Here is a 26,128-nt window from a genome sequence, read left to right on the forward strand (position 1 = left end):
AATATCGGATAAATTGATAATATCGGACTACACCTATAGATTGTTTACAAAAGTGCTGGCGTATTTTTTTATTTCATCTCTTACCCCACGAAAATCGTTCAATATTTCTTCATCCGTTCCGATGGCTTTTGCAGGATCATCAAAGCTTTGATGAAAACGCTCGGCATCAGATGGAAACCATGGGCAGTTTTCTTTGGCGTGATCGCACACAGTTATCAAATAGTCAAAGTTTACATCGCGGTACTCGTCTACGTGATTTGAAGTATGATGCGAAATATCAATGCCATCTTCTGCCAAAACTTTTATAGCCTTAGGATTCACGCCATGAGTTTCAATTCCGGCACTGTAGGCTTCAATTTTGTTGTTGCTAAAATGGTTTAGGTAGCCTTGCATTATTTGACTACGACAGGAGTTTCCGGTGCAAAGCACTAGTACTTTTTTCATGATAAAATAGATGTTTGTGGATAATATTTCTTTTTGAGCCAAAAGGCTACTCTAACTAATAAAATAAGGGCGGGCACTTCTACCAATGGGCCAATTACCCCTACAAATGCTTGCCCGGAGTTTAGTCCAAAAACGGCAATGGCTACTGCAATGGCGAGTTCAAAATTGTTGCCCGAAGCGGTAAATGAGATAGAGGCATTTTGAGCATAATCCGCACCAAAGGCCTTGCTTACAAAGAAGCTGATGATAAACATAAGTACGAAATAAATTACCAAAGGCACAGCTATAAGAACCACATCAAACGGGATTTGCACAATCAATTCGCCTTTGAGGCTAAACATCAAAATAATAGTGGCGAGTAATGCGATTAAGGTGATGGGTGAAATTGCAGGGATAAATTTTTTCTGGTACCAGTCTTCTCCTTTTAGCTTGACTAAAATCACACGACTTAAGAAGCCCATGACAAATGGAATACCCAGATAAATGACTACGCTTTCTGCTACTGCTGCCATCGAAATATCTACCAAAGCACCATCGATCCCGAAATAGGGTGGAAGCACGGTGATAAAAATATAGGCATAAAAGCTGTAGAAAATTACTTGGAAAATACTGTTTAGAGCAACCAGTCCGGCTGCATATTCGCGACTCCCTTCGGCTAATTCGTTCCATACAAGTACCATGGCGATGCAGCGGGCAAGACCGATAAGGATAAGCCCAACCATATATTCCGGGTAGTCTCGTAAGAAAATGAGTGCCAGGGCAAACATCAAAATTGGTCCAATAATCCAATTCAATAAAAGCGAAATAGAAAGCACTTTTACATTTTTGAAAACCTTAGGCAATTGCTTGTATTGAACTTTTGCCAGGGGCGGATACATCATTAATATGAGGCCAATGGCTAAAGGAATATTGGTGGAACCAGATCCATAGCTCTGAATGTTGTCAGCCATAGCGGGGAAAAAGTAGCCTAGAGCTACGCCAATTGCCATCGCGGCAAAAATCCATACGGTGAGGTAACGATCTAGAAAACTGAGTCTGCGAGGCTTAAAATTTTTAACTTCCATTTAATAAGATTTAGAATTCATCATATTGCTATTTTGCGATGATTGAGAGTAAATTTTTTTAACAACAGTTCGGGTCAGGCGGTAATAAATCAAACAGACCTTGAATATTTTCTTGAGCTTTTTTCCAATTGGATGGTTCTATACAATAGCACATTCGGGTGCCATCAATAGTTCCTTGAATCAATCCTGCTTTTTTCAACTCTTGTAGATGTTGCGAGATGGTAGCTTGCGCCAAGCCAGTCTCTTCTACCAAATCATTGTTTATACAGGATTTTGCCTTTAGCAAAAACTCCAAAATAGCGATACGAGCGGGGTGGCCAAGCACTTTAGCTAGGTCAGCCAATTGGTTTTGCTCTTGTGTAAAAAGATCTGTTCTTGTGACTCCCATTTTTAAATAAATTACTCATTGCAATATTACGATGAATATTAAAAAGGGCAATAACAAATATTTTTTTTTGTTATTTCAAGGTGAAGTTCTTCTCGTATTTATGACTCTTAACTAACCTTTCAATACATGAGATTTGGTCTTTTTCTTTTAGGCTTTATTGTCGCAAATAATCTGTTTGCTCAGAAGAATTACTATCTGTCCTTGGAGGGTGGAAATACATTGCACACAGCGGATTTTTATCTAAACTATAAGGCTGTACCAAATGATGATTTACGCGCAACCTATGCTGATGGTGCAGAGGACAATGAGGTGGAGCACTATCAGTTTTCGACAATGCCTTCTTTTGTTGCACGATTTCATTACGAAATTGGTGATCCAAGAAAAAGAAAATCGACTCTTGTGTACAGCGTGGGCCTAGGTTATTCTGAAACCAAGTTTGAAGTAACAGATCCAGGAACTGTTTTTTCTATTCCTTTAGGTTATGCTCTTACTGGCGGGCAACCTCGAGACTATAGGTATAGTTTTAATTACTTGATAATACCCTTGGGTGTATCCAAATATTTCAAAAAGCCCGGTAAAGTTTTCTTTTATTCAATAGGAACAGAGCTTACAAACTACTTTTTGGTAGGAAAAAAGGGTGAGGTGAAGTTCGAGGGTAATGCTTCTTATCAACCAAATAATGATGGAAGGCTTACTTCCTCTCGTGATTTTTTATTGCTGCTCAATCTTAATCCTTCCATTGGTGTGGCACTTGGCCGCGAGCAAAAATTCCGGATAGCCGTAAATGTAAAAGGAGGTATTTCTTTTTTAAATGTGTTAAGGAAGGAAGAGGCACTATTCAAACAATACACATACTCAGAGCAAGATGGCATTGAGATGTTTGAAAAAACAAAATCTTTGAATCCTTTTTATGGATTTGGCTTGAGTATGGCTTATCAACTTAATTAGATGCTTCGCTAATAGCTCTATCTTTTTTCAGTCTTTCAATCGTTCTGCATTATTCCTATTTTACTCATATTTGGCAACCCAACCAGAAATTGAGTAGAATGAAAATATATACCAAAAAAGGCGACAAAGGCGAAACCTCACTGATAGGAGGTGTTCGCGTAAGCAAAACTGATACGCGCATTGAAGCTTATGGAACGGTAGATGAACTGAACTCTGTTATAGGAGTGATTCGTGATTCTGCTAAAGACAGACAAGCCGAAGAAACTTTGGTAAGCATTCAGAATATACTATTTACCGTAGGTTCTGAGCTAGCCTCTGCACCGGGGAGTAAAATGAAATTGCCGGAAGTTGAGGTTTCAGACATCGAACTTTTGGAAACCGAAATGGATAAGATGAATGAGGATTTGCCCGATTTGAAAAACTTCATTTTGCCAGGTGGCGATTTGGCTGCATCTCATTGCCATGTGGCTAGATGTGTGTGTAGAAGAGCCGAGCGTAGGGCTGTAGCTTTGGCCCAGGTAGCGGAGGTTGACGAAAAAATCATAAAATATTTGAACAGATTGAGCGACTACCTGTTCACCTTAGCACGCTTTTACACCCACAAGCATGGAGGTGTGGAAACACCTTGGAAAACAAGGGGTTGATAATAAATTTCAAATAAATAGGAAATGCTTGTAAAAGTGCTTGAAAAAATTAATTTTGCAAAAAATAATAACGGAGATTAGATATGTACTGGACACTAGAATTAGCAAGTTATTTGAGTGATGCACCTTGGCCTGCAACTAAGGATGAGCTTATTGATTATTCTATCCGAACCGGTGCTCCTTTGGAGGTAGTGGAAAATCTACAGTCGATGGAAGAAGAGGAAGAGGAAATCTATGAAGTTATTCAAGATATATGGCCTGATTATCCTACCGATGAGGATTACCTCTGGAATGAGGATGAGTACTAAATAGTGCTGCACAAATATTTAAGCGCCCCATTCCGAAATCATTCGAAATGGGGCGCTCCTTTTTCATTCCACTTCTAGAAAGAAGGGGTGCCCCGAAAGGATTCGGGGCGGGGTAGTGGAAGGCTAAATCAACTGATTAAGCTGGGATTCCCTGCAGTTTCTTCAAATACTCCTTTCTCTGATAAAATTTAGAATAGTCATATCGGAATCCTTTTTTCCACTGAAATAAATCGCTAAGAACAGCTGATGCTGTAGCATTGGCACCAGCCCCACTTCCATATAGCATGTTGGTTCCAGCTATAGCTGAATGTACTTTGATGGCGTTCAATTCATATTCAACAGATGTAAATTGTGATGCGATGGGCTCTTCCTTAAAATCAATCGAAAGCTCCAAATTCTCGCCTTCGTTATTCACTTTGGCAATGCACTTCCACGGTTTTGATAAGTCAGGTGCTTGCTCCAAAAACTCTGAAAATGTGGTGCGCTGAACTTCTTCAATAGAAAGAGTGTCGCCAAAAGCATGAGCCGCAAGGATGATCAATTTGTATCCTGCATCCCAACCATCAATGTCGAGTGATGGGTCGCTTTCCGCAAAACCATTGCTCTGAGCTTGTGCTAAAGCATCATCAAAAGTCAATTTGTCCAGCCGAAGTTTGCTTAGCAAATAATTGGTAGAGCCATTTACAATTCCTTCCAGGCCAGTGATTTTTTCATTGGCATAATGACTTTCCAAAAGACGAATCACGGGAACAGCCCCTGCCACTGCCCCTTCATACAAAAGCGTTTTTCCTGTTTGATTTTGAAGGTCGATAAAAAAGCGAAGACTGTTGGCGATTGCTGCCTTGTTGGCGCTAATCACATCTTTGCCCGAGCGGAGAGATTGAGCAATGAGCGCTGTAGCTTCCGCGCCATTGTCAATCAGCTCAATCACAAGGTCTATTGATGAATCTTCTAAAACCTCCGAAGCATCGGTGGTCAGAAGTTCGGAGTTAATGTCCGTGTGTTTTCCAGGGTGCTTGATGCAAATCTTCTTTATGTTAATCTGATCGGAATAGAATTTTTGAATGTTGCTATACACTCCTCTTCCTACACAGCCGAGGCCAAAAAGGCCAATGTTTATCTTGTTGCTCATACCGCTAATTCTTCTTCAGTTTGTTTAATTTTAGATTTAAAAGTGGCCGCCAAAGCCTGGTCCAAATCGTAGATCAAATCCTGCGTGGCTTCGGTTCCTACCGAAAGGCGAATCAGTGAATCTTTGATTCCGGCATTTAGGCGGGTTTCGCGCGGGGTTGATTTATGAGTCATCAAGGCGGGGACACAAAGCAGACTTTTTATTCCGCCAAGACTTTCGGCCAGTTTGAAGAGTTTGGTTTTTTGAACCACATCAACTGCCAATTCTTCTTTGTCTTCTTTTAGTGAAAACGAAATGATACTGCCAAACTTGGATTGTTGCTCTTTAGCGATATCATGATTGGGATGGTTTTCCAGACCCGGGTAATACACCAAATCTACTTGTGGGTGAGCTTGTAGCCAATGTGCGATTTCATAGGCTGAATCTGCTTGCGCATTTACACGTAAGTGTAAGGTTTCAATTCCGCGGATTACCAACCAGCTGTCTTGCGGCCCGAGCACAGCACCTGTAGCATTTTGAATGAACTTGATTTTTTCACCTAGTTCTTGATTTTTACAAATTACTAAGCCTGCAATAAGATCAGAATGGCCGCCTAAATATTTGGTGGCACTGTGGATGATTAAATCTGCCCCAAGCTTAATAGGCTGCTGCAATACCGGAGAGGCAAAGGTGTTATCCACCACCACAAGGCAATCTTTAGCGTGAGCCACTTTGCAAATCTTCTGAATGTCAGAAATTTTGAGGGTTGGGTTGGTAGGGGTTTCTAGCCAAACTAGCTTGGTGGCTGGCGAAATGGCATCGACCACATTTTCCACGGAAGTGGTATCAACGTACTTCACGTTAATGCCAAATTTCTTGTAGATGTGCGTGAAGCAACGGAACGAACCACCGTAAATATCATCAACCGCAATGATTTCATCACCGGCCGAAAGCAGTTTGATAACTGCATCTACGGCTGCTAGTCCGCTGGCAAAAGCGTAGCCGGAATGTCCACCTTCGAGGTGAGCGGCCAAATCTTCCAGCGCCTGGCGTGTGGGGTTGTTGCTTCGTGAATAATCAAAACCTTGATTTACTCCGGGTGCCTGCTGCACAAAAGTGGAGGTTTGGTAGATTGGTGTTGAGATCGCGCCAGTTTGCGGATCAGGTTGTAAGAAGTGAAGGCTTTTTGTGATAGCTTCCATAAGTGTGTAAATTTTAAATAATTAAAAATTATACAAACACTTATCACAGAAGATGAAGAACAAAGGAGTTCTAGATCTTCCTGCACAAGAATGTTGGGGAAGATCAAAACGTCAACAATGCGATATTTTGAAAATGAGTCCAACTTATCTTTCCACACTTGCGTGCGGCAGGAGTTAGCACCTTATTCTCTTTTTGAAGCGAGAACAGGTTGCTAAGGTTTCAAAGGGCCATACCCTCCACCTTTCTGGATAAGAAATTGTAAATGAACGATTACTGGGGTCAAACTTATAACAAAATTCTAATCGTCCAAACACGGGGTGGCAAAAAAGTGATTTGAGAGGGGCTCTTCAAAGACTTGAAAATGAGCTGTGTTTTTAGGTTTTATAAGGGATGAAGGAAGTTTGAAAAAAGACGAAAAAAAATTGAAATTGGTTTTTAAGAGTTGGTGAAAAAGATGAATTTCGATCGAAAATGGGCTCAATCTTTACAAGGTTTGTATGTTTATATTCGTAGGGGCTTTAATTATTTGAAAATTATGTTTGCAAAGAAGATATTACCATTGATGATAATTGTCTTGATGAGTTTGCCGGGCCGCTCTCAAGCGGATAAGCAAATTGGGCTGGATTCGGTTTGTGTGTATTTGGAGATTTCAGAAAGGGGGCATACTACCGCTGGAGCCTACACTCATTTCAATGACTTAAAGGATAGAGGTATTCAAAAAATGTGTATTTCTATGGAAGAGAAAATAAGGCTGCAGGAAATTATGAATAGAGCTAAACAGAAAAGGCATTTTCAGCGGAAACTAGCTATGGGATTGGTTTTTTGTGAAGTTAGTTTTGAGAACAGTGCGTTTAATTCAAGGGTTGCCATATGGGTTGGATCAGAAGTGGGGGACATTATGGACTTATCAAGCCGAAAAGATTATTTGGTAACTGAGAAGAGAGACTTGGAATGGCTTATGGGGTTTAAGAACAAAATTGAACAATCACTTTAGAGCTTTAAGTTTATCCACCTGAATTATCCTCATCTCCTCGATCTAAACATCTTAAACCCTCCTTCTTTCTAGAAGAGGAATGTGCTGCGTGAAATTGTGCACCCTCGCCCTTCGGGCACTTCCGCCAGCGGGAGATATGCATTGTGTCCCCCTTTGGAGGGGGTGGCTGAAAGCCGGGGGAGGACAGTTTTTACTTTGAAAGCATTATGCTTTCAACCCTACATTTCATGTGTTATATTCGTGATAATTGAATACGGGAGCTTATGGTAGTGGTCAATTCGTGGTCATAAACGGAACCTCCAAAAAATTTCTATTTTCGTCTCACTCAGTTAAACTAGAACTATGCCTCTATTTCGAAAGCTACTTTTTATTACATTTTCTTTTGTGTCACTTTTCTTATCAGCTCAAAGCTTTAAGCCCTATCACTCTTATGGCGTGGTAGTAAATGCCCATTCGGTAAGTTTGCTTACCACGCAGCAAGCTGCTAATAATGGATATAGTAAGGCAGGAGAAGATATGGGTGGCAGTACTTTTGGTTTCGATTTTTTAGCCCATTATGATTATGGAGCCCTCAAGTGGCTGGGTGTAGGAACAGGTCTTGGCTTCAGTCGAAGAGGTGGGCGTGGTGCAGATGGTTATTCCTATGATGACAAAAGGTACCTTTCTTATCTTAATATCCCGGTGCGTGTGCAGTTTAAACCGTGGTACTATATATGGTTCGAAGCCAGTGTTGAGGTGCTTTATTTTTTAAACTATAAGGATGTGGGGTATTTTAGCTACCCTGGAGTTTCTGGTGGTAATGGGCCGTTTAATGCAGAAGGAATAAATAATATGACTGTAAGCTTTATACCTGCTTTAAGATTTAATCTGTTTGATGGGTTTTCATTTAATATTGGATATTCAATGGGCCTTGGCGATGCGGCTGCAGTGAAAGTTAGTCAGCCTACAGCTATGAGTACTACTTACAAAAATTTCAGTGTCTTTGTAGGGGTAAGATATATGTTTAACCAGCCTGAGAAGTAATTAGGGTTGATAAAGATTAAATCCATCAGGCTTTAAAAATCAAATGAGTCTTCCTTTTTTAAGTGTTTTCGCACTCTTAACATATGAAGTCAAAATCAGTGCTAATCCGTAAGACCTGCGTTATCCGTGTCTACTTTCCATCACAGAGTTTAACGGGGCATTGCGCCCTTTGCGACTTAGCATGAAATCAATCCACGCTTCTATTTTTCCAATTCTTAAAACCCACGAATTTTCAAATCCTTTTTTCGGCCCTTTTCCGCCAATAAGTCAGTAGCTTCGCTGAGGCACATTTTTAGTGTTTCAATACGCCATTAATATGGCTAAATTTGCCACCCCTTGATAAAATGAAGATATGTTAGGTAATATTATAGAGAAGTTATTTGGCTCCAAAAGTGGCCGCGATATAAAAGAGCTGCAACCCTTTGTAGATAAGGTAAAGGCCATTTTTCCAACGTACGAACCCCTTACTCATGATGAGCTTCGTGGAAAGACTTTAGAGTTCAAAAAAAGGATAGCTGATAACATTACCGAAGAGACTTCGAGGATAGCTGAGCTTAAAGAAAAGCTGGAAACCGAAGAAGGCGTAGAAGCCAAAGAAGCGTTTTTCAATGAAATTGACGCTTTGGAGCAAACTGCGTATGACAAAACTGAAAAGCTTTTGCTGGAAATGTTGCCCGAAGCTTTTGCTGTAGTAAAAGAAACAGGTCGCAGGTTTAGTGAAAGCGAAACCATGGAAGTTTCGGTTACTGATTTTGATAAAGAAGTGGCTTCATTTAGTGATGCGGTAGATGTGTCTGGCGATAAAGCTATTTGGAAAAACAAGTGGACGGCAGCAGGAGCTGAGGTAAGTTGGAACATGGTGCATTACGATGTGCAGCTTATTGGTGGTAGCGTACTTCACAAGGGTAGCATTGCTGAGATGGCCACGGGTGAGGGTAAAACTTTGGTGGCAACCTTGCCGGTATACCTTAATGCCCTTACGGGGAAAGGGGTTCACTTGGTAACCGTAAATAACTACCTGGCAATTCGAGATTCTGAGTGGATGGCGCCAATTTTCCAGTTTCATGGAATGTCTATCGACTGTATAGATAAGCACCAACCAAACTCTGACGAACGTAGAAAAGCATACTTAGCAGACATCACTTACGGTACCAATAACGAATTTGGTTTTGACTATTTGCGTGACAACATGTCTCGTAGTCCAAAAGATTTGGTACAGCGCAAGCACAATTATGCCATTGTGGATGAGGTGGATTCTGTATTGATTGATGATGCTCGTACGCCATTGATTATTTCGGGGCCAACCCCAAAAGGAGATTTACATGAATTTAATGAGCTGAAGCCTCACGTGGCTAAGCTTGTGGAAGCGCAGAGAGCATTGGCTGCAAAGGAGCTGAAAGAAGCCAAGCAACTTATTGCGAGTAGCGATAAAAAAGAAAAAGAAGAAGGCGCCAAAAAGTTGCTTCGCGCACATAGAGGTTTGCCTAAAAATAAAACCCTCATCAAGTTTTTGAGTGAAGAGGGAATGAAGACACTTTTGCAGAAGACTGAAAACTTCTACATGCAGGAGCAGTCTAAAAATATGCACATCATTGATGATGAATTGTATTTCACCATTGATGAAAAGCAAAACCAAATTGACCTTACGGACAAAGGTATTGACCTGATTTCTCAAGGTACCGAGCGCAACTTCTTTATTATGCCTGATATTTCTACCGAGCTGGCTCAGCTGGAAGGTGAGGAAATGGAAGACATGGAGAAAGCCGCCAAGAAAGAGGAAATCATGCGCGACTTTGGTGTTAAGAGTGAGCGCATCCATACCATGAACCAGCTGCTAAAGGCGTATGCACTTTTTGAAAAAGATGTGGAATACGTGCTTATGGACAATAAGGTGAAAATTGTGGATGAGCAGACCGGTCGTATTATGGAAGGTCGTAGATATTCTGATGGTCTTCACCAAGCGATTGAAGCCAAGGAAAACGTGAAGATTGAGGCGGCTACGCAAACCTATGCCACGGTTACTTTGCAAAACTACTTCCGTATGTACAATAAGCTGAGCGGTATGACCGGTACGGCAGAAACGGAAGCTGGTGAATTTTTTGACATCTATAAATTGGAGGTTACGGTAATTCCTACCAACCGACCGATTGCCCGTGATGATAGACAAGATTTTGTTTTCAAAACAAAGCGTGAAAAGTACAATGCTGTAATTGAGGAGATCAATACTTTGGTAGATGCAGGCCGCCCGGTTTTGGTGGGTACCACTTCCGTGGAAATATCTGAGTTGCTAAGCCGAGCATTGAAGCTTCGTAAAGTGCAGCACAACGTGCTTAACGCGAAGTTGCACCAAAAGGAAGCAGAAATTGTAGCCGGAGCAGGACAGCCAGGAGCAGTAACTATTGCTACCAACATGGCAGGTCGTGGTACGGATATTAAGCTTACGCCAGAAAGTAAAGCCGCAGGGGGGTTGGCCATCATCGGTACTGAGCGTCACGACTCTCGAAGAGTAGACCGCCAGTTGCGTGGTCGTGCGGGTCGTCAGGGAGATCCGGGTTCTTCACAGTTCTTTGTGTCTCTTGAAGATAACTTGATGCGCTTGTTTAACTCTGAGCGTGTGGCCAAACTGATGGACCGCATGGGTCTTAAGGAAGGTGAAGTTATTCAGCACTCTATGGTTTCAAAATCCATAGAGCGTGCGCAGAAAAAAGTAGAGGAAAACAACTTCGGTATTCGTAAGCGTTTGCTTGAATATGATGATGTGATGAACTCACAGCGTGAGGTTATTTACAAACGTAGACGTCACGCACTTTATGGTGAGCGCCTTCAGGTGGATATTGCAAACATGTTCTTTGATACGGTACAGAGCATTGTTTCCGAGTATCAGGATATGAAAGACTTTGGAGGATTCCAGTTGGAATTAGCCCGCGTGTTTACCATGGAAACTCCGGTTTCTAAGGAAGACTTTGACAAAATGAAAGCTGAGGAATTGGTTCATAAATTATATGAATCGGTGCTTAAGTCTTACTCAGATAAAAACGAACGCATTGCTAAAATGGCCTATCCGGTTGTGAAGAATGTGTACGAAGATTCAAATAATAATTTTGAGAATATCGTGGTGCCATTTACCGATGGAGCCAAAGGTATTCAGGTGACAACCAATCTAGAGAAGGCTTACAAAACTGAAGGTAAGCACTTGATTCGCGATTTTGAAAAGAACATTGTTCTGGCCATGATTGATGATAGCTGGAAGGAGCACCTTCGCGATATGGACGACTTGCGCCAAAGTGTACAGGGTGCAGTGTATGAGCAAAAAGATCCACTTTTGATTTACAAGTTTGAGGCTTTCCAGCTTTTCAAAACTATGGTGGATAAGAGTAATAAGGAGATTGTTTCTTTCCTTTTCAAAGGGCAGTTACCAAGCCAGGATACTCAAGTGCAGCAGGCACAGGCACCAAAGCGTGCCAATTATGATAATCTTCAAACATCGCATGAGCAGTTGGAGTCATCTGGTGCAAATGAAACCAGAGAAGACCAGCCACGCGAGCGTCCAAAACCACAGCCTGTGGTGAGCGAAAAGACGCATGGCAGAAATGATGTGGTGACGATTCAAAACTTAACAACTGGCGAAAAACAGGAAGTGAAGTTTAAAAAAGCAGAGCCAATGGTTCAGTCGCGTCAATGGATAATTATTGACTAGATAGAGTTAAACTCAAATATTTAGGAAGGCAATCTGAGAAATCGGGTTGCCTTTTTTTGTGTCGTCTATTGTCAACTTAGAAGTGGTTTATTTATTTAAGGTTAAAGCGAACATTATGTGTGGTAAATCCTTATTTTTAAAGGATTCACTAATAATCAAATAAACCAGATAACATGAAAAAGTACTTTATTCTTAGCATGGGGCTTAGCGTTACATTTGCATTTACCTCTTGTAAATCAGCAGTAACAGCACAAGATGTTCTAAAGCAGGAAAGTAAAGCTAATGAAGCTACTGTAGAAGCTCAACAGGAGTTGATAGAATTAGCTCAAATGAAAGAGCAATATTCAGTAGATGGTGTAAAGGCTGAAATAAAGATTCTGAAAAAGGAAAAGTCAAAAATTGATAAGGATATTAAAAGTCTTGAGCAAGTATCAGAGTCAACTGCCGAAGCTACCAAAGGTTTATTGGGTGATTTGAAATCGAAAAGTGCTAGCATTTCAAAAAAGATAGAAACCCTAGAGGCACAGCCTAAAGAAAATTGGTCGGAATCTATTGAAAGTATTAATCAAAGCATACAAGAATTGCAGCAAGAAGTAAATGTAATTACTGCAAACATTAATAGAACGGAAGAATAAAGTAGTTGAACTACAGTTGTTTACTAAGCCCTGGCACTTGTGCCGGGGTTTTTTATTTAACTTTAGGGCAACCCTAAATTAATTTCCCGTCTATATAAATGGGTACACTTTAAATTATTAATGAATTCTAAGCCGGAACATAGCATCCATTTGGAAAACTTGGGGGCACTTGTGCCACCCAAAGAATTCTTGCTCGACAACTCCGAGCAGGAGCTCATTGCTGCGTGTAAAGCCGGAAAGAGAGTGGCCCAAAAGCGCATTTATGAATTGTTTTCATCAAAAATGGTGTTTGTGTGCCGGAGGTATGCAAATGATATGGAGCAGGCAAGGGATTTTATGCATGATGGGTTTATAAAAGTATTTCTAAATATCAGCAAGTTTAGGGGAGACTCTTCCCTTGAAACCTGGATCACCCGAATTATGATTAATAACAGTATCACCTCAATTAAAAAAGAGGTGCGCAAGGGTATTAAGGTTAACATAGATGACGTAAAGTTAAGCGAAAGTGAAACTTTTGATTATGAGCTGGAACGCAAGCAACCTATTTCGGCAAGGCAAGTCATAGATGCACTGGATAGTTTACCAATAGGATACCGAACAGTGTTGAGTTTATATATTTTGGATGGATACACTCACAAAGAAATTGGTAGTGAGTTAGGGATTTCAGAAGGAACGTCAAAAAGCCAGCTGGCTAAGGGCAAGCGACTTTTGGCAAAAACGTTGAAGGACAAGTATCAGTGAGAAACGAGCAAAAAAATATGGAGGATTTTCTCAAGGAGAAATTAGGTCATGGTGAAGATAACTTCACCAATGATTGGCCAGCCTTTGAGCAAAAACTTGAGCGCGCTTTGTTTTTCAAACAGATGCGTGTTGGGGCTATGGTAAGCGTAGTGCTTATTTTACTTAGTATTGGTTTTTTCAGTAGTTCTTCTTTTTCAAGGTTTAATGTATTTCAAAGCGAAAGTAGCACCGAAGCCTACAGAGGGGATGGTAGATATTCTGATTTTAATTCAGAAAGAAAAACCGCTAGAAACAACGATGCCGCGAGCAAAGTTGCTGCAATTAGCGAAGCTAATGAACAAGTTCATGCCGAAATAAGACAGGAGGATGTGGCTGAAATCACGACTGCTTCTACAACAGAGTATACTGAAAACAGTAAGACCAAAATACCTAATGGTAAAGCGCAAACTACTGTAGCTGCTGCTGATATTTACAAAGAGGAAAGTACCCCAAACATAAACGAACCAACTCCAGATACAGAAGATGGAGTTGTCTTTTTGACTAGTTCTACTGAGCAAAATTCTGTGAAAGAAAAACCCATTAATGTGGTTGTTTCAGAGGAGTCAGAAATCGTATCCATGGCGTCAAGTAAGGTGAACGCAGGAGAAGATGTGAGCTCAAGCTCACCTAGTGCAGATGATAGTGACGTTGCGATTCCTGAAAAAACTAGAGCCGTTGCTTCTCACGGCCAGGCATTGATTCCCGATGGGCTAGAGTCGTCAAACTTTAAGGCTAATGTTAAGCCTATTGAGTTAATGGTAGATACACGTGATGTGAATAACATGAGTTTAAAGACTCCAATAATTCCGATGAAGTTGGTGCCTGCCAAAAAAGAAGCTTACGTGAGCCCTTTGCAAGAAAAGAAACCTTGGAGCTACTCTATTAAGGTTTATCCAAATTTCACTTACAGAAAGTTTACCGTAGCAGCCAACAAGATGCCTTATATACATAGAGATTTTATTGATCAGGTAAAGGTTTCAGAAAGTGGTGGTTTTAGCTTGAATGTGGGTTTTGAGGCCAGCAAAAGAATAGGCCGAATTACTTACCTTAATGCAGGTGTGGAATATATCAGTTATAAAACTGAAGCCAACTTTGATTTTATGAATTACCGGGATGCAGTGATTAATAATGAAAGCGGAAAAATAACCAGTTATGATTTTAGAAATGAGCCTGAGCACATCGTAATAGTAGATGCGAACAGGTATCATTATTTAAATTTTCCACTTAGCATAGCTTACCGTCCATGGGCAACAGATCATGTGAGGTTAAATATTGAAGCTGGAGGTAGCTATATGTATTTTGTTAAAGCTAATGGACAGTCGATTGACTATCAAACTTTAGATATTATTGATTTATCTGAAAGAGATTATAGAAACAGTATGGCTTCTATTTGTCTAAAAGTAGGTGCCTCTTATCATGTTTCTGAAAGTTTTAATATTGGGATTGAACCTACCGTGGTTTATTTCTCCAATACCATTTACACTGAAGAATATCCATTTGAGGTGGTGCCTTATTCTGTGGGAGTAAACTTCAAATTACAAATGAAGTTGAACTAGTAGATATTCTTCTATTTGTCAACTATCACTCCTTTTTCTTGTTGATGCTTCAATACCTTCGGGTAGATTTTTCGTATATATTCAAAACCAATTGAAATGAAAAGAATAGCATTGATAGTAATGAGCGTATTTATGGCTGGAAGCCTTGCCGCTCAGGATTATGTAGAAGTATCTAAAAACCTCCTCAAAGCCATGCGCGACAAAGACATGACGGAGGCTAAAAAATATGTAGACCAAATAGCCAATGGTAACCCGGCAGACTTTAAAAAGCAAATAGACACTCAGGAAGAGAAATTGGCATTTTGGATTAATACGTATAATGGACTAATTCAATATGAGCTTACCAAAGATCCTTCACAGTTTGATGATCGTGGTGATTTTTTTGGTGACGAAAACATCACAGTACTAGGCGAGAAGGTGAGTTTTGATAACCTCGAGCATGGTGTGATGCGCAGAAACACATCTAAATATTCAAAAGGATATTTTTCAAACCCCTTTAGTGGAGACTGGTACAAACAGTATCAGTTTGAAAAAATTGACTGGCGTATACATTTTGCTCTAAACTGTGGAGCAGCCAGCTGTCCACCGGTGCGTATATATGATGATAAAACAATCTATCAGCAGCTAAATGCAAGTTCAAAGCAATACCTGGATAGCCAAGTAAAGTATGATAAAGAAGAGGAAGAAGTATATGCTCCCAAGCTTATGGACTGGTTTTCCGGTGATTTTGGAGGCTCGGATGGAGCACTTAAAATCCTAGAGAAAAACGGATATATACCTAGTACCGATGTGGATTTAGAGTTTAATGATTACGATTGGACCTTAAAGTTGGGAACCTTCTATAAGGACTAATCTACGCTAGCCAATATTTTTTAATAGAGACCCTGCCTTGTGCAGGGTTTCTTCATTTTTGGCAAAACAAAAACGAAGCACATGATGCTCCTGCGGAATGTGATAAAATACACTCATAGGTATAGAAGCCACAAAGTGTTTGGTGGTCAATTCCTTTGCAAATTCCACTTCATTCTTATCGCTTATCGCGGAATAATCTAAAAGTTGAAAGTATGTTCCTTTGGAAGGAAGAGGCTTAAAGCCTGAGCCCTCAATGGCTTTCAAAAAAGTATTTCTCTTGCCCTCATACATGGCAGAAATTTCCAGTCTTTCTTGATGCTGTAGATATTCGGCAATAGCATACTGCATTGGTGTATTCACCGCAAATACCATGTATTGATGCACTTTTCTAAACTCCGCCATAAGTTGAGCCGGTGCGGCACAATAGCCCAGTTTCCATCCGGTAACGTGAAGCGATTTACCAAAAGAACCAATCTTAAAGCTACGCTCAGCCAAAGCTGGGAAGCTAGAAGCCGAATGGTGCTCATTTCCATCAAATACAATGTTCTCATATACTTCATCCGAAAGGATAAGCATATTAGTTCCTTCCACAATTTCTTGTAATTGTACCAAATCCTCTTTGCTAATAAGCGTTGCGCTAGGATTGTGAGGGGTGTTTATAATGATGAGCTTGGTACGGTGCGTCATCTGTTTTTTGAAAATGTCCCAGTTGATATTATAGTTGGGAAATTCCAGTTGTACAAAAATGGGTGTTCCACCGTTTAGCTCTACCATAGGGGCATAACAATCGTAGGCAGGGGTAAAGATGATGACTTCATCGCCCTCGCGCACACAGCAACTAATGGCTGCTGCTATAGCCTCAGTGGCTCCATGAGTAATGGTTACTTCATTTTCGGGATTATAGCTGTGACCTGTTTGGCGCTGAACCATATCACTTACTACCTGGCGAAGCTCAGGAACACCGGGCATTGGTGCGTATTGATTTAATCCGCGATGCATGTACTTGTTTACCAAATCAAGCAATACAGGATCAGTCTCAAAATCAGGGAAACCCTGAGAAAGATTGATGGCATTATGCTCGGCAGCCAAAGCTGACATTACCGAAAATATGGTGTCTCCCGTATTCGGAAGCTTACTCTTTATGGTTTGTGACATGCGGATGTTTGTGAGGATAAGAATTATGGTTCAGGTATTAGCAAAGGCGACTCCCCTAAATCGCGCGGCAAATTTAGCAAAGTACTTCTACTTAGCTATAGCTTAATACTATTCTTTAATAGCTATTTGAAGTATGGTGGTGGGAAAAATGGTCTTCGTAATTTCACCGCAAAATTTAAGCATTGTGAATTACCTCTCGGTAGAAAATATTTCAAAGAGCTTTGGTGCTCGCACCCTCTTCAAAGACTTGTCATTTGGTATTGCTCAAGGGCAAAAAGTAGCCTTGGTGGCACAAAATGGTACAGGCAAAACTTCCATTATGGAAATGCTGGCTGGCCATGAGCAGCCTGATACCGGACTGGTAACTTATCGCAAAGGAATAAAGGTAGGCTACCTTACTCAAGATCCTGATATTGATCCCACTTTAAGTATTCTGGATAATGTGCTTTCTGCTGATAACCCAGCCACTGAAGCAATTCGTCAGTATGAAATTGCCTTGGAAAACCCCGAGAAGGAAGATGAATACCAAAGGGCATTTGATCAAATGGATCGCCATAATGCCTGGGATTTTGAAGCGCAGGTAAAACAGATTTTGGGAAAGCTAGGTTTGCAGGAAGTAAACCGAATAGCCAATAATCTCTCCGGAGGGCAGCGCAAGCGCATCGCCTTGGCGCGAACACTTATTTCAAAGCCTGAGATTTTAATTTTTGATGAGCCCACCAACCACCTCGATGTAGAAATGATAGAGTGGCTGGAAGAATATCTTTCACAGCCCTCCATCACTTTGTTTATGGTAACGCACGACCGTTACTTTCTGGAGCGTGTTTGCGATCAGATTTTTGAACTTGAAAATGAAACCTTATACAGCCACCCGGGTAATTATAGCAACTTTTTGGAGCGAAAAGCTGAGCGCGAAGAGATAGAAGGTGTGAATGTGGGTAAGGCCAAAAACCTTTTGAAAAAGGAATTGGAATGGATGCGCAGGCAGCCCAAAGCTCGCGGTACCAAGTCTAAAGCGCGCATTGATTCATTTTATGAATTGAAGGGCGAGGCCAATAAAGATTTGAGCAAAGGGCAGTTGGATATGGAGGTGCAAATGACGAGACTTGGCAGCAAGATTTTAGAATTGCACCGCATAAAGAAAAGTTACGGTGACCTTAAAATATTGGACGGCTTTGATTACACTTTTAAGCGCGGTGAGCGCATTGGTATAGTTGGGCCAAATGGTGTGGGAAAAACCACTCTGCTCAAAATTTTGACAGGTAATGAGGAAATAGATGGTGGAAAAGTTATCACTGGTGAGACGGTGAAGTTTGGTTTTTACACCCAAGCCGGAATTAACCTAGACGGTGATAAGCGTGTGATAGAGGTGGTGAAGGAGATTGCAGATTTTATCCCCATTGGTAAAAAAGGAAGGAATGTAACGGCATCTCAAATGCTAGATCGTTTCCTTTTTGAAGGCGATAAGCAATACACTTATGTTTCAAAGCTGAGTGGGGGAGAGAAAAGACGCTTGTATCTACTCACTGTTTTAATGGATAATCCAAATTTCCTAATCCTGGATGAGCCTACTAACGATTTAGATATCCTTACGCTCAATGTTTTGGAGGAATTTCTTCTGGAATTTCAAGGCTGTTTGATGGTGGTAACGCATGACCGTTATTTTATGGATAAGCTTACGGACCACCTTTTTGTATTTAGAGGAAACGGTGAAATCAAGGATTTTAATGGTAATTATCGCGAGTACAAAGCTTACGAAGAAGACCGTTTGGAAACGGAAAAACTGCGAAATAAGAGTTTAGCGAAAGCGCCAAAACAAGCCGCTAAAAAAGAGGAGGCGAGCAAAAAGATGACCTATGGTGAGCGCCTGGAGTTTGAAGCCTTGGGAAAAGAAGTGGAAAAACTGGAAGAGCGTAAAGCTGAAATTGCCAAAGCCTTTGAAGATGCGAGCCTTGATGCCAATAAGTTGGAAGAACTGAGCCGTGAAATGAATGAAGTGCAGGATGAACTTGACGAAAAAGAACTGCGTTGGTTGGAACTGAGTGAAATGGAAAACTGAGGCACGCAAAGCTCCGAAATGCTTCGGAGCAAGTCGTAAACCAGCAAAGTTTTAAGGATGCAAAGAATCTGGAATTACTTGTTTTATTGTACTTGGAGGCTTGGGGGTCTTATAGACAAAGTAAGCACGAAACTTTTTGGAGGTTCTCTTATTTGAGTCCTTCAAAAGTATTTTCCTTCTAATAGTAGAAAGCGAGTGGAGGTTTTAAAAACATTGAAATATAAAGAGGCCAAATGGCCTTACCCGTGGCGAGCATTTCGGCTGTTTGAAGTTAGCACTCTGATCCTGTTTTTAATCGTTTGTGATTTTTTAATGACTTGGTTTGCTGTGGATGAAGAAAGAAAGATTTACTACATCATCTCGGTGGGAACGCTAGCTGTCTATTTGAATTATCGTTGGTGTTGGAAAGGTGATATTTACCGTAAGTATTTCCAAAAATTTAAAAAGAAGGGCTATAACAATTGGGATTATCTAGTTGCCCTCATGTTTTACTTTGGAATTTTAGGCTTTGTTGTTTTATCAGCTTTGGGTTTAGAATTTGTTTAGAGTTTTGGGTTTAGAATTTCTTTGCTACTTAGCGCCTTTGTGTGGAATGGAAAATCCCTGCCTATCGGCCAAATCAGTGTTATCAGCGTTCTATTTGATTAACCACAGAGTGTCAGGAGTTACACGGAGAGCATTGCGTCTTCGCGACTTTGCGAGACTCCCTTTTGCGTGGAATGAAAAATCTGCACGTATCAGTGAAATCAGTGTTATCCGCGTTCTATTTTAACAATAAAGTTTAATAGATCTTGGTGTTCTTAGCGACTTTGCGAGAATCTTCTTCCCGTCTTTGCGTGCCTTCCCTTTTTTAACAAAGCTCTAACAGTCACATTTCACATTTTCCCACTAAATTGCCCTTGAAAATTAGAACCGAACATGGAAAACATCATAGAGCTGAAGAAAATCGTGCGGAACTTTCCTTTGGGAAATCAAGTGGTAAAAGTGCTGAAAGGCATAGATCTTCAGGTGGAGTGCAACGAGTACACAGCTTTGATGGGGCCTTCTGGCAGTGGGAAATCTACCCTTATGAATTTGCTCGGATGTTTGGATACACCTACTTCTGGCGAGTATTGGCTCAATGGCCAAAACGTGAGTCAGTTGGTAGATAATCAGTTGGCGGAAATTAGAAATCGCGAGATTGGTTTTGTTTTCCAAACGTTCAACCTTTTACCTCGTTCTACCGCTCTCGAAAACGTGATGCTTCCTTTGATTTATGCCGGATATTCTTCAAAAGATAGAAAGGAAAGAGCAGAGGAGGTATTGCTTCAGGTAGGTCTTTCGGATAGGATGGATCACCGTCCCAATCAGCTTTCTGGAGGACAAAGACAAAGAGTTGCGGTGGCGCGGGCTTTAGTAAATAAGCCCTCCATCATTTTAGCTGATGAGCCAACCGGAAATCTCGATACCAAAACATCAGTAGAAATTATGGCGCTTTTCAGTGAAATACAAAGCAAAGGTAATACTGTGATTTTGGTAACTCATGAAGAAGACATTGCATTACATGCCAATAGAGTTATCAGATTGCGAGATGGAGAGATTGAGTCGGATGTGACACAGTAAAGAAGGGCTCGACTCCGCACGATCTGACAGAACAAGTAATTTGCCAATTTGCTTGTTGAATGGAATTCCCCTTCAATGCTTGAAGGGGTGGTCGACCGCAGGGAGAGCGGGGTAGTTAGAAATTAACTCGGGCATCTATTTTCGGACTTTAGCATCTCGAATTTTTCATTCTTCCCACCCCAGTTTATTACCTTCGCACGCATGGATTTAAATCTTACAGGAAAAAAAGCATTAGTATGCGGAAGCTCCGATGGAATCGGGAAAGCGGCTGCAGAAGAGTTGGCAAAAATGGGCGCAGAAATAGTACTTCTAGCGCGCAATGCTGATAAATTAGAAAAAGTAAAAAAGGAACTTTCTACGGCTCATGGTCAAAATCACACCTATCTGGTAGCTGATTTTGATGATCCGATTCAGTTGGAGGTTGTGGTGCTGGCTTATCTAAGCAAAGGAAATACCATCAACATTCTGGTAAATAATACTGGCGGTCCGCCCGCTGGACCAGCACACACAGCAGATTTGGAAGATTATGTTACTGCTTTCAGACGTCACTTACTTTGTAATCAATTGTTGGTGCAAAAAGTATTGCCGGGCATGAAGGATTCTGGATACGGACGCATTGTAAATGTAATCAGCACTTCGGTAAAAGCTCCATTGCCCAATCTTGGTGTGAGCAACACAGTACGCGGTGCGGTAGGTAATTGGAGTAAGACTTTAGCCACCGAGCTTGGTGCTTTTGGAATTACCGTAAATAACGTTTTGCCGGGTGCTACTGAAACAGGAAGGCTTTCTTCAATCATAGAAAACAAGGCCAAAAAACTGGGAATAAGCATAGAGGAGGCTTCAGGTAAAATGACCTCTGAAGTGCCTATGAAACGTTTTGCCAAGCCCGAAGAAGTAGCCAACGCAATTGCGTTTTTAGCTAGTCCTGCGGCTGCTTACATCAATGGAATTAATATTCCTGTAGATGGTGGAAGGACTCCGGTTCTTTAAAGTTTGTTGTTCGTGGAAAATGCTCTGCGAAACTTTGCGATCTCCGCGCTTCTGCGTTGAAGCAATTTGAAAATCACACCCTGTAAGAGGAAGCAAATGGTAAAAATGAAAAAGATTTTAAACTACATAGATGGCGAACTTCTGGAACCAATTTCCGGCAAGTTTATGGACAATATTGATCCTTCTCGTGGCCAGGTGTATTCCTTGATTCCTGAGTCGGATGGGGCGGATGTGCAGAAAGCTGTGGAGGCCGCGAAAAGAGCTTTTCCAATTTGGAGCGCTATGTCAGCCAAAGAGCGTTCGGAGATTTTGCTTCGAGTGTCGCAAGGTATTTCTGATAGGCTAGATGAATTGGCGGCAGCCGAAAGTTTAGATAATGGCAAGCCTTTAAAGCTGGCCACTTCGGTGGATATTCCCAGAGCCCGTGATAACTTTTCATTTTTTGCGACAGCTATTTTGCATGATGAAGACCAGTTTCATAATATGGGTACTCGGGGTTTTAATTATACTCTTCGTCAACCGATTGGTGTGGTGGGCTGTATTTCCCCATGGAACTTGCCCCTTTACCTTTTTAGTTGGAAAATAGCTCCGGCTTTAGCTGCTGGAAACTGCGTGGTGGCAAAGCCATCTGAGGTTACTCCGATGACGGCTTATTTACTTTCAGAAATTTGCCGTGAGGCGGGAATGCCAGCCGGTGTATTAAATATTCTTCATGGGCTTGGGCCAGCGGTTGGTCAGGCTATTGTGGAGCATCCAGAAATAAAGGCAATTTCATTTACAGGAGGTACCAAAACAGGTGAGCACTTGGCGCGTACAGCGGCTCCTATGTTTAAGAAGCTTTCTCTCGAATTGGGAGGTAAAAACCCCAATTTGATTTTTGCAGATTGTGATTTTGATAAAGCGGTAAAAACTTCGGTCACTTCTTCCTTTGCCAATCAAGGGCAAATTTGCCTTTGCGGAAGCCGAATCTTTGTAGAGCGTAGCATTTACGATAAGTTTAAAAAAGCTTTTGTAGAGCGTGTAAAAGGACTAAAAGTTGGTCCACCGCAAGAAGAAACCAGCCGAATGGGAGCTGTGGTTTCTGAAGTACATATGAACAAAGTTTTGGATTACATCTCTCTTGCCGAGGAAGAAGGTGGAACAATTCTTACCGGAGGAAACCGTGTGAAATTGGATGGCGAATTTGCCGAAGGCTATTATATTGAACCAACGGTGATTGAAGGTTTGGCTTACGATTGCCGCACCAATCAAGAAGAGATTTTTGGACCGGTAGTTACCATCACACCCTTTGATACCGAAGAGGAAGCCTTGATGATGGCCAATTCTACGGAGTACGGTTTGGCCTGTACTGTGTGGACAGAAAATCTAAACCGTGCACACCGAGTAGCGGCTCAAATGCAATCCGGAATTGTATGGATAAACTGCTGGTTGGTTCGCGATTTGAGAACCTTATTTGGAGGAATGAAAAACAGTGGAGTAGGTCGCGAAGGCGGTTATGAAGCGCTGCACTTTTTTACGGAGGCAAAGAATGTTTGCTTAACATATTAGTCTGTCATTCCGGCCATAGAGCCGGAATCCTTTTGTTGATAGTGAGATTCCTGGTCTCCGTTTTACTTCGCCTGGAATGATAGCCGATGATCATTCTATCAAGGAGTTGGAAACTGTCCGAATAGTAGATTTTAAATCTTAGTTTTATTTTGCCAAGAGTATTGTTCATCATTCCGGCCAGAGAGCCGGAATCTCTATAAAAAACAGAAAGCCCCGACTCTTCGGGGCTTTCTCACTATATAGAGGTCTATTCTGGTAAATTTTGAACGTTTAACACAAAATTCGAGTCGAATAAGACGTTGGCTAATTTAGTATCAAAGTTTGTACCAGGGCGGTTTTTATAGGTGAAATTTGTCAAAATTTCTTTAAGCTGCATTTTAGAGCAGGTGCGGGGTTTATGTGCTTTGGCTTCTTTAAATGTTAGTTTGATTTCTGATAAAGAGAACTAAAACAGTGTTTGATGGTTTATTTAGGTATTAACCAAAAACACAAAGATCATGAGCAATTTACTGTATTTCATAGCGATCATTCTATTAATCGGATGGGTGTTAGGGGCTTTCGTATTTTCACTAGGTTATCTAATTCATATATTATTAGTGCTTGCCATTATTGCTATTTTATTCAGACTTATTGGCGGGCGAGGAGTATAGATAAATGATCAAAATCATTCTTGGAGATATTACGCATTCCCCTGCGGATGTGATTGTAAACGCGGCCAACTCGGCACTTCGTGGAGGTGGTGGGGTTGATGGTGCCATTCATCGAGCGGCCGGACCGATTATAGTAGAAGAGTGCAAGGCTTGGGTAAAGGAGAATGGTGAATTGCCAACAGGCCGTGCAATGTTTACTTCAGCGGGCAAACTTCCACATAAGGGTATAATACACACTGTAGGTCCCGTGTGGGAAGACGGCATCGCCAATGAAGATCAACTCTTGGCGGAATGTTACATCAATGCCTTACATATTGCTTTCGAAAAAGGTTTCGACTCTATCGCTTTCCCTAATATTTCTACTGGCGTTTACGGTTTCCCTAAAAAGGATGCGGCCGATGTGGCAATATGTACGGTTCAGAATTTTTTGGGTTCTCGAAAAGAGCAGCTGAAGGTGACTTTTGTTTGCTTTGATCAAGAGAACTTTGACATTTATAAATCCTTTCTAGGTGAAGATTAATGCTATTTTAGTGGTATGAAATCTCTCTACATTTTCCTTTTTGCACTTTTGTATGGCTCACTTAGCGGCCAATATTATTTCCCTCCGTTAGCCGGAAATGCTTGGGATACCGTGAATCCATCTTCTTTAGGATGGTGTTCCCAAAAGCTAGATACCGTTCATAAATACCTTGAAGCTCGACACAGCAAAAGCTTTATCATTTTGCATAAAGGCAAAATTGCGGATGAAATTTATATGAATGGCTTCGCTCAGGATTCAGCTTGGTACTGGGCTTCTGCCGGAAAGACTTTGGCTGGCTTCCTTACGGGAATGGTTCAGGAGGATGGATTATTAAATGTCAATGATAAAACTTCAGATTACCTCGGTACCGGTTGGACCTTGGAGCCACAGGCAAAAGAAGATTTAATTACGATTCGTCATCAACTGAGCATGACTTCAGGCTTGGATTATAATATCTCTGACTTGAATTGCTTGGAAGATACTTGCCTTAAGTATTTGCATGATGCCGGAAACCACTGGTATTATCACAATGCTCCGTACAGATTGGTGCAGGATGTGTTAGAAAACGCATCGGGCAAAAATATGAATACCCTTACCTATCAGAAATTGGGTTCTACTATCGGTCTTGCGGGTTTGTGGTATGACTATGTGTTCTATAGCAAAGCAAGAAATATGGCGCGTTTTGGGTTGTTAAACCTAAATAAGGGAAATTGGGCCGGAACAACTATTCTTCAGGATTCAACTTACTTGTATGACATGGTTCATCCTTCTCAAAACCTGAATGAAGCTTATGGATATCTGTGGTGGCTCAATGGTCAATCATCATATAGGCGTCCGGGGCTGGATATTGTTTTTCCAGGTTTTATGGTGCCCGAAGCACCTGCTGATATGTACATGGCCGCTGGTAAAAATGACCAAAGAATTTACGTGATTCCATCCATGGATTTGGTGGTGGTTCGTCAAGGTGAAGCGGCCTATACTTCGCAACTGGCGCTTTCTACTTTTGACAATGAATTGTGGGAACTGTTGATGGATGTTTTTTGTCAAACCACCGCTTTACACGAAAGTGAAATTGTTGACCTCCAAGTTTATCCTAACCCAGCTTCTGGTTTTGTAAATATCAGTTCAAGTTTTGAATTGAAATCCGTTCAGCTGATTTCCCTACAGGGGGAGGTTGTGAAGCGTCAGAAAAAAGAATTTTCAAAACTCAACATTCAGGATGTGGCGGCTGGAGTTTACTTTTTGCAGTTTGAAACTCTGGCTGGAGAATCTTTTCAGCGAAAGCTGGTGGTGAAGTAGCTTAACCCTCAAGAATGTTAAAATGAAGACAGTTCAAATCGTTTTAATGACATTTATAACGAATGTCTTGTTTGGACAAATCAGCATCAATGATATCGAACAAGCTGATTTACTAATGAATGGTTTCCAAAATCATACAGATTCGGTCAGTCAATTGAAGCAGGGAGCGAAGGTTTATTATATCAGCGACTCTTTGTTTAAGGGGATAATGCTTACTCTTCAGAATGGTAATAAAATTGAAATTGACTTACGGTATAATGACAGTTATGGGGGCTATGCAGAAATAGGTGCAGATTTTGAAAATTATGTTCTTGTAAAACACCGTGGATCAGGGTCAGGAAACTCTGAAAAACTTCAGGTAATTAACAAAGAAACAGGTGAAGATAAATGGCTTGGAAACTATCCTTTCTATCTTGACTTGAAGAATGAAATAGGAGTTTATGAAGCATATAAAGATTCAACTTCACAAATTGTTGTTCACGATTTTTCAACTGACAAGACAGAGGCTTATCCAACTCCAAATACCAAATGTGTATGTTGTGATTGTTTTGAAGTTGTTCGTTTTGAGATGGAAAGTTTTACAATGCGGTTTATTGGTCTTGATGGAAAGACGACAGAAATAAAGGTGAAAAGGCAAAAATAGCGTTTGTCAGCAATG

General features: G+C 41.0%; 25 protein-coding genes and 1 riboswitch. Of the genes, 19 read left to right on the plus strand and 6 right to left on the minus strand.

Annotated elements, in window-relative coordinates; translation table 11 throughout:
* Nucleotides 1-33: 33 nt before the first annotated feature.
* The 3 genes from OWEHO_RS12760 to OWEHO_RS12770 are packed head-to-tail and all read right to left on the minus strand — an operon-like array spanning nt 34 to nt 1,896.
* Nucleotides 34-444: an arsenate reductase ArsC gene (locus OWEHO_RS12760; RefSeq protein ID WP_014202900.1), complete on the minus strand. Its 411-nt coding sequence runs from the start codon at nt 442-444 to the stop codon at nt 34-36.
* Nucleotides 441-1,508, minus strand: coding sequence for an ACR3 family arsenite efflux transporter (gene arsB / locus OWEHO_RS12765; protein WP_014202901.1), 1,068 nt, complete (start codon nt 1,506-1,508; stop codon nt 441-443). Before arsB ends, OWEHO_RS12760 begins: the two co-directional genes overlap by 4 nt.
* Nucleotides 1,509-1,566: 58 nt before the next feature.
* Nucleotides 1,567-1,896, minus strand: a complete 330-nt coding sequence (locus tag OWEHO_RS12770) for an ArsR/SmtB family transcription factor (protein ID WP_014202902.1) — start codon at nt 1,894-1,896, stop codon at nt 1,567-1,569.
* A gap of 126 nt (nt 1,897-2,022) precedes the next feature.
* Here OWEHO_RS12770 and OWEHO_RS12775 point away from each other — a divergent pair, with 126 nt between their 5' ends.
* The 3 genes from OWEHO_RS12775 (at nt 2,023) to OWEHO_RS12785 (ending at nt 3,796) form a co-directional block, all read left to right on the plus strand.
* Nucleotides 2,023-2,844, plus strand: a complete 822-nt coding sequence (locus tag OWEHO_RS12775; RefSeq protein ID WP_014202903.1) for a hypothetical protein — start codon at nt 2,023-2,025, stop codon at nt 2,842-2,844.
* Nucleotides 2,845-2,942: 98 nt separating this feature from the next.
* Nucleotides 2,943-3,488, plus strand: coding sequence for a cob(I)yrinic acid a,c-diamide adenosyltransferase (locus OWEHO_RS12780; RefSeq protein WP_014202904.1), 546 nt, complete (start codon nt 2,943-2,945; stop codon nt 3,486-3,488).
* An 83-nt stretch (nt 3,489-3,571) separates the two neighbouring features.
* Nucleotides 3,572-3,796 carry a DUF2795 domain-containing protein gene (locus OWEHO_RS12785; RefSeq protein WP_014202905.1) on the plus strand — a complete coding sequence of 75 codons (225 nt, stop codon included), beginning with the start codon at nt 3,572-3,574 and terminating at the stop codon, nt 3,794-3,796.
* 136 nt (nt 3,797-3,932) lie between these two features.
* Here OWEHO_RS12785 and OWEHO_RS12790 read toward each other — a convergent pair whose 3' ends face one another.
* A complete protein-coding gene (locus OWEHO_RS12790) occupies nt 3,933-4,928 on the minus strand; it encodes a homoserine dehydrogenase (RefSeq protein ID WP_014202906.1) in 996 nt (331 codons plus the stop codon).
* Nucleotides 4,925-6,109: a trans-sulfuration enzyme family protein gene (locus OWEHO_RS12795; protein ID WP_014202907.1), complete on the minus strand. Its 1,185-nt coding sequence runs from the start codon at nt 6,107-6,109 to the stop codon at nt 4,925-4,927. Before OWEHO_RS12795 ends, OWEHO_RS12790 begins: the two co-directional genes overlap by 4 nt.
* Nucleotides 6,110-6,250: 141 nt before the next feature.
* Nucleotides 6,251-6,365, minus strand: a riboswitch (SAM riboswitch).
* A gap of 280 nt (nt 6,366-6,645) precedes the next feature.
* On the opposite strand from OWEHO_RS12795, the gene OWEHO_RS12800 reads away from it, so the two are divergent.
* The 7 genes from OWEHO_RS12800 to OWEHO_RS12830 all read left to right on the plus strand — a co-directional run bounded on the left by OWEHO_RS12800 (nt 6,646) and on the right by OWEHO_RS12830 (nt 15,647).
* Entirely contained in the window at nt 6,646-7,104 is a 459-nt protein-coding gene (locus OWEHO_RS12800; protein ID WP_143764599.1) for a hypothetical protein, read from the plus strand.
* A 342-nt stretch (nt 7,105-7,446) separates the two neighbouring features.
* The gene (locus OWEHO_RS12805) at nt 7,447-8,127 is read left to right on the plus strand and encodes a hypothetical protein (protein WP_014202909.1); all 681 of its coding nucleotides are present in this window, start codon (nt 7,447-7,449) and stop codon (nt 8,125-8,127) included.
* A gap of 352 nt (nt 8,128-8,479) precedes the next feature.
* Entirely contained in the window at nt 8,480-11,824 is a 3,345-nt protein-coding gene (gene secA / locus OWEHO_RS12810) for a preprotein translocase subunit SecA (protein WP_014202910.1), read from the plus strand.
* A 173-nt stretch (nt 11,825-11,997) separates the two neighbouring features.
* Nucleotides 11,998-12,459 (plus strand): hypothetical protein, encoded by a 462-nt coding sequence (locus tag OWEHO_RS12815; protein ID WP_014202911.1) that lies wholly within the window; start codon nt 11,998-12,000, stop codon nt 12,457-12,459.
* Between the two features lie 120 nt (nt 12,460-12,579).
* Nucleotides 12,580-13,200 carry an RNA polymerase sigma factor gene (locus tag OWEHO_RS12820; protein ID WP_014202912.1) on the plus strand — a complete coding sequence of 207 codons (621 nt, stop codon included), beginning with the start codon at nt 12,580-12,582 and terminating at the stop codon, nt 13,198-13,200.
* Nucleotides 13,201-13,217: 17 nt separating this feature from the next.
* On the plus strand, nt 13,218-14,795 hold the full coding sequence (locus tag OWEHO_RS12825) for a hypothetical protein (RefSeq protein WP_014202913.1): 1,578 nt from the start codon (nt 13,218-13,220) through the stop codon (nt 14,793-14,795).
* 96 nt (nt 14,796-14,891) lie between these two features.
* Nucleotides 14,892-15,647, plus strand: coding sequence for a DUF547 domain-containing protein (locus tag OWEHO_RS12830; protein ID WP_014202914.1), 756 nt, complete (start codon nt 14,892-14,894; stop codon nt 15,645-15,647).
* Between the two features lie 6 nt (nt 15,648-15,653).
* On the opposite strand, the gene OWEHO_RS12835 is transcribed toward OWEHO_RS12830, so the two are convergent.
* On the minus strand, nt 15,654-16,802 hold the full coding sequence (locus OWEHO_RS12835) for a methionine aminotransferase (RefSeq protein WP_014202915.1): 1,149 nt from the start codon (nt 16,800-16,802) through the stop codon (nt 15,654-15,656).
* 184 nt (nt 16,803-16,986) lie between these two features.
* Here OWEHO_RS12835 and OWEHO_RS12840 point away from each other — a divergent pair, with 184 nt between their 5' ends.
* The 9 genes from OWEHO_RS12840 to OWEHO_RS12875 all read left to right on the plus strand — a co-directional run bounded on the left by OWEHO_RS12840 (nt 16,987) and on the right by OWEHO_RS12875 (nt 26,113).
* A complete protein-coding gene (locus tag OWEHO_RS12840) occupies nt 16,987-18,861 on the plus strand; it encodes an ABC-F family ATP-binding cassette domain-containing protein (RefSeq protein ID WP_041628257.1) in 1,875 nt (624 codons plus the stop codon).
* A gap of 195 nt (nt 18,862-19,056) precedes the next feature.
* Entirely contained in the window at nt 19,057-19,407 is a 351-nt protein-coding gene (locus tag OWEHO_RS12845) for a hypothetical protein (RefSeq protein ID WP_143764600.1), read from the plus strand.
* 372 nt (nt 19,408-19,779) lie between these two features.
* Nucleotides 19,780-20,463 (plus strand): ABC transporter ATP-binding protein, encoded by a 684-nt coding sequence (locus tag OWEHO_RS12850; RefSeq protein WP_014202918.1) that lies wholly within the window; start codon nt 19,780-19,782, stop codon nt 20,461-20,463.
* 201 nt (nt 20,464-20,664) lie between these two features.
* On the plus strand, nt 20,665-21,453 hold the full coding sequence (locus tag OWEHO_RS12855; RefSeq protein WP_014202919.1) for an SDR family oxidoreductase: 789 nt from the start codon (nt 20,665-20,667) through the stop codon (nt 21,451-21,453).
* A 105-nt stretch (nt 21,454-21,558) separates the two neighbouring features.
* The gene (locus OWEHO_RS12860; RefSeq protein WP_014202920.1) at nt 21,559-23,001 is read left to right on the plus strand and encodes an aldehyde dehydrogenase; all 1,443 of its coding nucleotides are present in this window, start codon (nt 21,559-21,561) and stop codon (nt 22,999-23,001) included.
* A 497-nt stretch (nt 23,002-23,498) separates the two neighbouring features.
* On the plus strand, nt 23,499-23,651 hold the full coding sequence (locus OWEHO_RS18400) for a lmo0937 family membrane protein (RefSeq protein ID WP_014202921.1): 153 nt from the start codon (nt 23,499-23,501) through the stop codon (nt 23,649-23,651).
* Nucleotides 23,652-23,655: 4 nt separating this feature from the next.
* Entirely contained in the window at nt 23,656-24,171 is a 516-nt protein-coding gene (locus OWEHO_RS12865) for a macro domain-containing protein (protein WP_014202922.1), read from the plus strand.
* Nucleotides 24,172-24,186: 15 nt separating this feature from the next.
* Nucleotides 24,187-25,470: a serine hydrolase gene (locus OWEHO_RS12870; RefSeq protein WP_014202923.1), complete on the plus strand. Its 1,284-nt coding sequence runs from the start codon at nt 24,187-24,189 to the stop codon at nt 25,468-25,470.
* 22 nt (nt 25,471-25,492) lie between these two features.
* Nucleotides 25,493-26,113: a hypothetical protein gene (locus OWEHO_RS12875; RefSeq protein WP_143764601.1), complete on the plus strand. Its 621-nt coding sequence runs from the start codon at nt 25,493-25,495 to the stop codon at nt 26,111-26,113.
* The last annotated feature ends 15 nt before the right edge of the window (nt 26,114-26,128 follow it).

The sequence above is a fragment of the Owenweeksia hongkongensis DSM 17368 genome, assembly GCF_000236705.1.
GTDB lineage: Bacteria > Bacteroidota > Bacteroidia > Flavobacteriales > Schleiferiaceae > Owenweeksia > Owenweeksia hongkongensis.

Coding starts and splice junctions, on each gene's coding strand:
- OWEHO_RS12870 (WP_014202923.1), top strand. CDS start 24,187: ATGAAATCTCTCTACATTTTCCTTTTTGCACTTTTGTATGGCTCACTT.
- OWEHO_RS18400 (WP_014202921.1), top strand. CDS start 23,499: ATGAGCAATTTACTGTATTTCATAGCGATCATTCTATTAATCGGATGG.
- OWEHO_RS12875 (WP_143764601.1), top strand. CDS start 25,493: ATGAAGACAGTTCAAATCGTTTTAATGACATTTATAACGAATGTCTTG.
- OWEHO_RS12790 (WP_014202906.1), bottom strand. CDS start 4,928: ATGAGCAACAAGATAAACATTGGCCTTTTTGGCCTCGGCTGTGTAGGA.
- OWEHO_RS12795 (WP_014202907.1), bottom strand. CDS start 6,109: ATGGAAGCTATCACAAAAAGCCTTCACTTCTTACAACCTGATCCGCAA.
- OWEHO_RS12815 (WP_014202911.1), top strand. CDS start 11,998: ATGAAAAAGTACTTTATTCTTAGCATGGGGCTTAGCGTTACATTTGCA.
- OWEHO_RS12785 (WP_014202905.1), top strand. CDS start 3,572: ATGTACTGGACACTAGAATTAGCAAGTTATTTGAGTGATGCACCTTGG.
- OWEHO_RS12855 (WP_014202919.1), top strand. CDS start 20,665: ATGGATTTAAATCTTACAGGAAAAAAAGCATTAGTATGCGGAAGCTCC.
- OWEHO_RS12860 (WP_014202920.1), top strand. CDS start 21,559: ATGAAAAAGATTTTAAACTACATAGATGGCGAACTTCTGGAACCAATT.
- OWEHO_RS12770 (WP_014202902.1), bottom strand. CDS start 1,896: ATGGGAGTCACAAGAACAGATCTTTTTACACAAGAGCAAAACCAATTG.
- OWEHO_RS12805 (WP_014202909.1), top strand. CDS start 7,447: ATGCCTCTATTTCGAAAGCTACTTTTTATTACATTTTCTTTTGTGTCA.
- OWEHO_RS12760 (WP_014202900.1), bottom strand. CDS start 444: ATGAAAAAAGTACTAGTGCTTTGCACCGGAAACTCCTGTCGTAGTCAA.
- OWEHO_RS12835 (WP_014202915.1), bottom strand. CDS start 16,802: ATGTCACAAACCATAAAGAGTAAGCTTCCGAATACGGGAGACACCATA.
- OWEHO_RS12780 (WP_014202904.1), top strand. CDS start 2,943: ATGAAAATATATACCAAAAAAGGCGACAAAGGCGAAACCTCACTGATA.
- secA (WP_014202910.1), top strand. CDS start 8,480: ATGTTAGGTAATATTATAGAGAAGTTATTTGGCTCCAAAAGTGGCCGC.
- OWEHO_RS12820 (WP_014202912.1), top strand. CDS start 12,580: ATGAATTCTAAGCCGGAACATAGCATCCATTTGGAAAACTTGGGGGCA.
- OWEHO_RS12865 (WP_014202922.1), top strand. CDS start 23,656: ATGATCAAAATCATTCTTGGAGATATTACGCATTCCCCTGCGGATGTG.
- OWEHO_RS12775 (WP_014202903.1), top strand. CDS start 2,023: ATGAGATTTGGTCTTTTTCTTTTAGGCTTTATTGTCGCAAATAATCTG.
- OWEHO_RS12850 (WP_014202918.1), top strand. CDS start 19,780: ATGGAAAACATCATAGAGCTGAAGAAAATCGTGCGGAACTTTCCTTTG.
- arsB (WP_014202901.1), bottom strand. CDS start 1,508: ATGGAAGTTAAAAATTTTAAGCCTCGCAGACTCAGTTTTCTAGATCGT.
- OWEHO_RS12830 (WP_014202914.1), top strand. CDS start 14,892: ATGAAAAGAATAGCATTGATAGTAATGAGCGTATTTATGGCTGGAAGC.
- OWEHO_RS12825 (WP_014202913.1), top strand. CDS start 13,218: ATGGAGGATTTTCTCAAGGAGAAATTAGGTCATGGTGAAGATAACTTC.
- OWEHO_RS12800 (WP_143764599.1), top strand. CDS start 6,646: ATGTTTGCAAAGAAGATATTACCATTGATGATAATTGTCTTGATGAGT.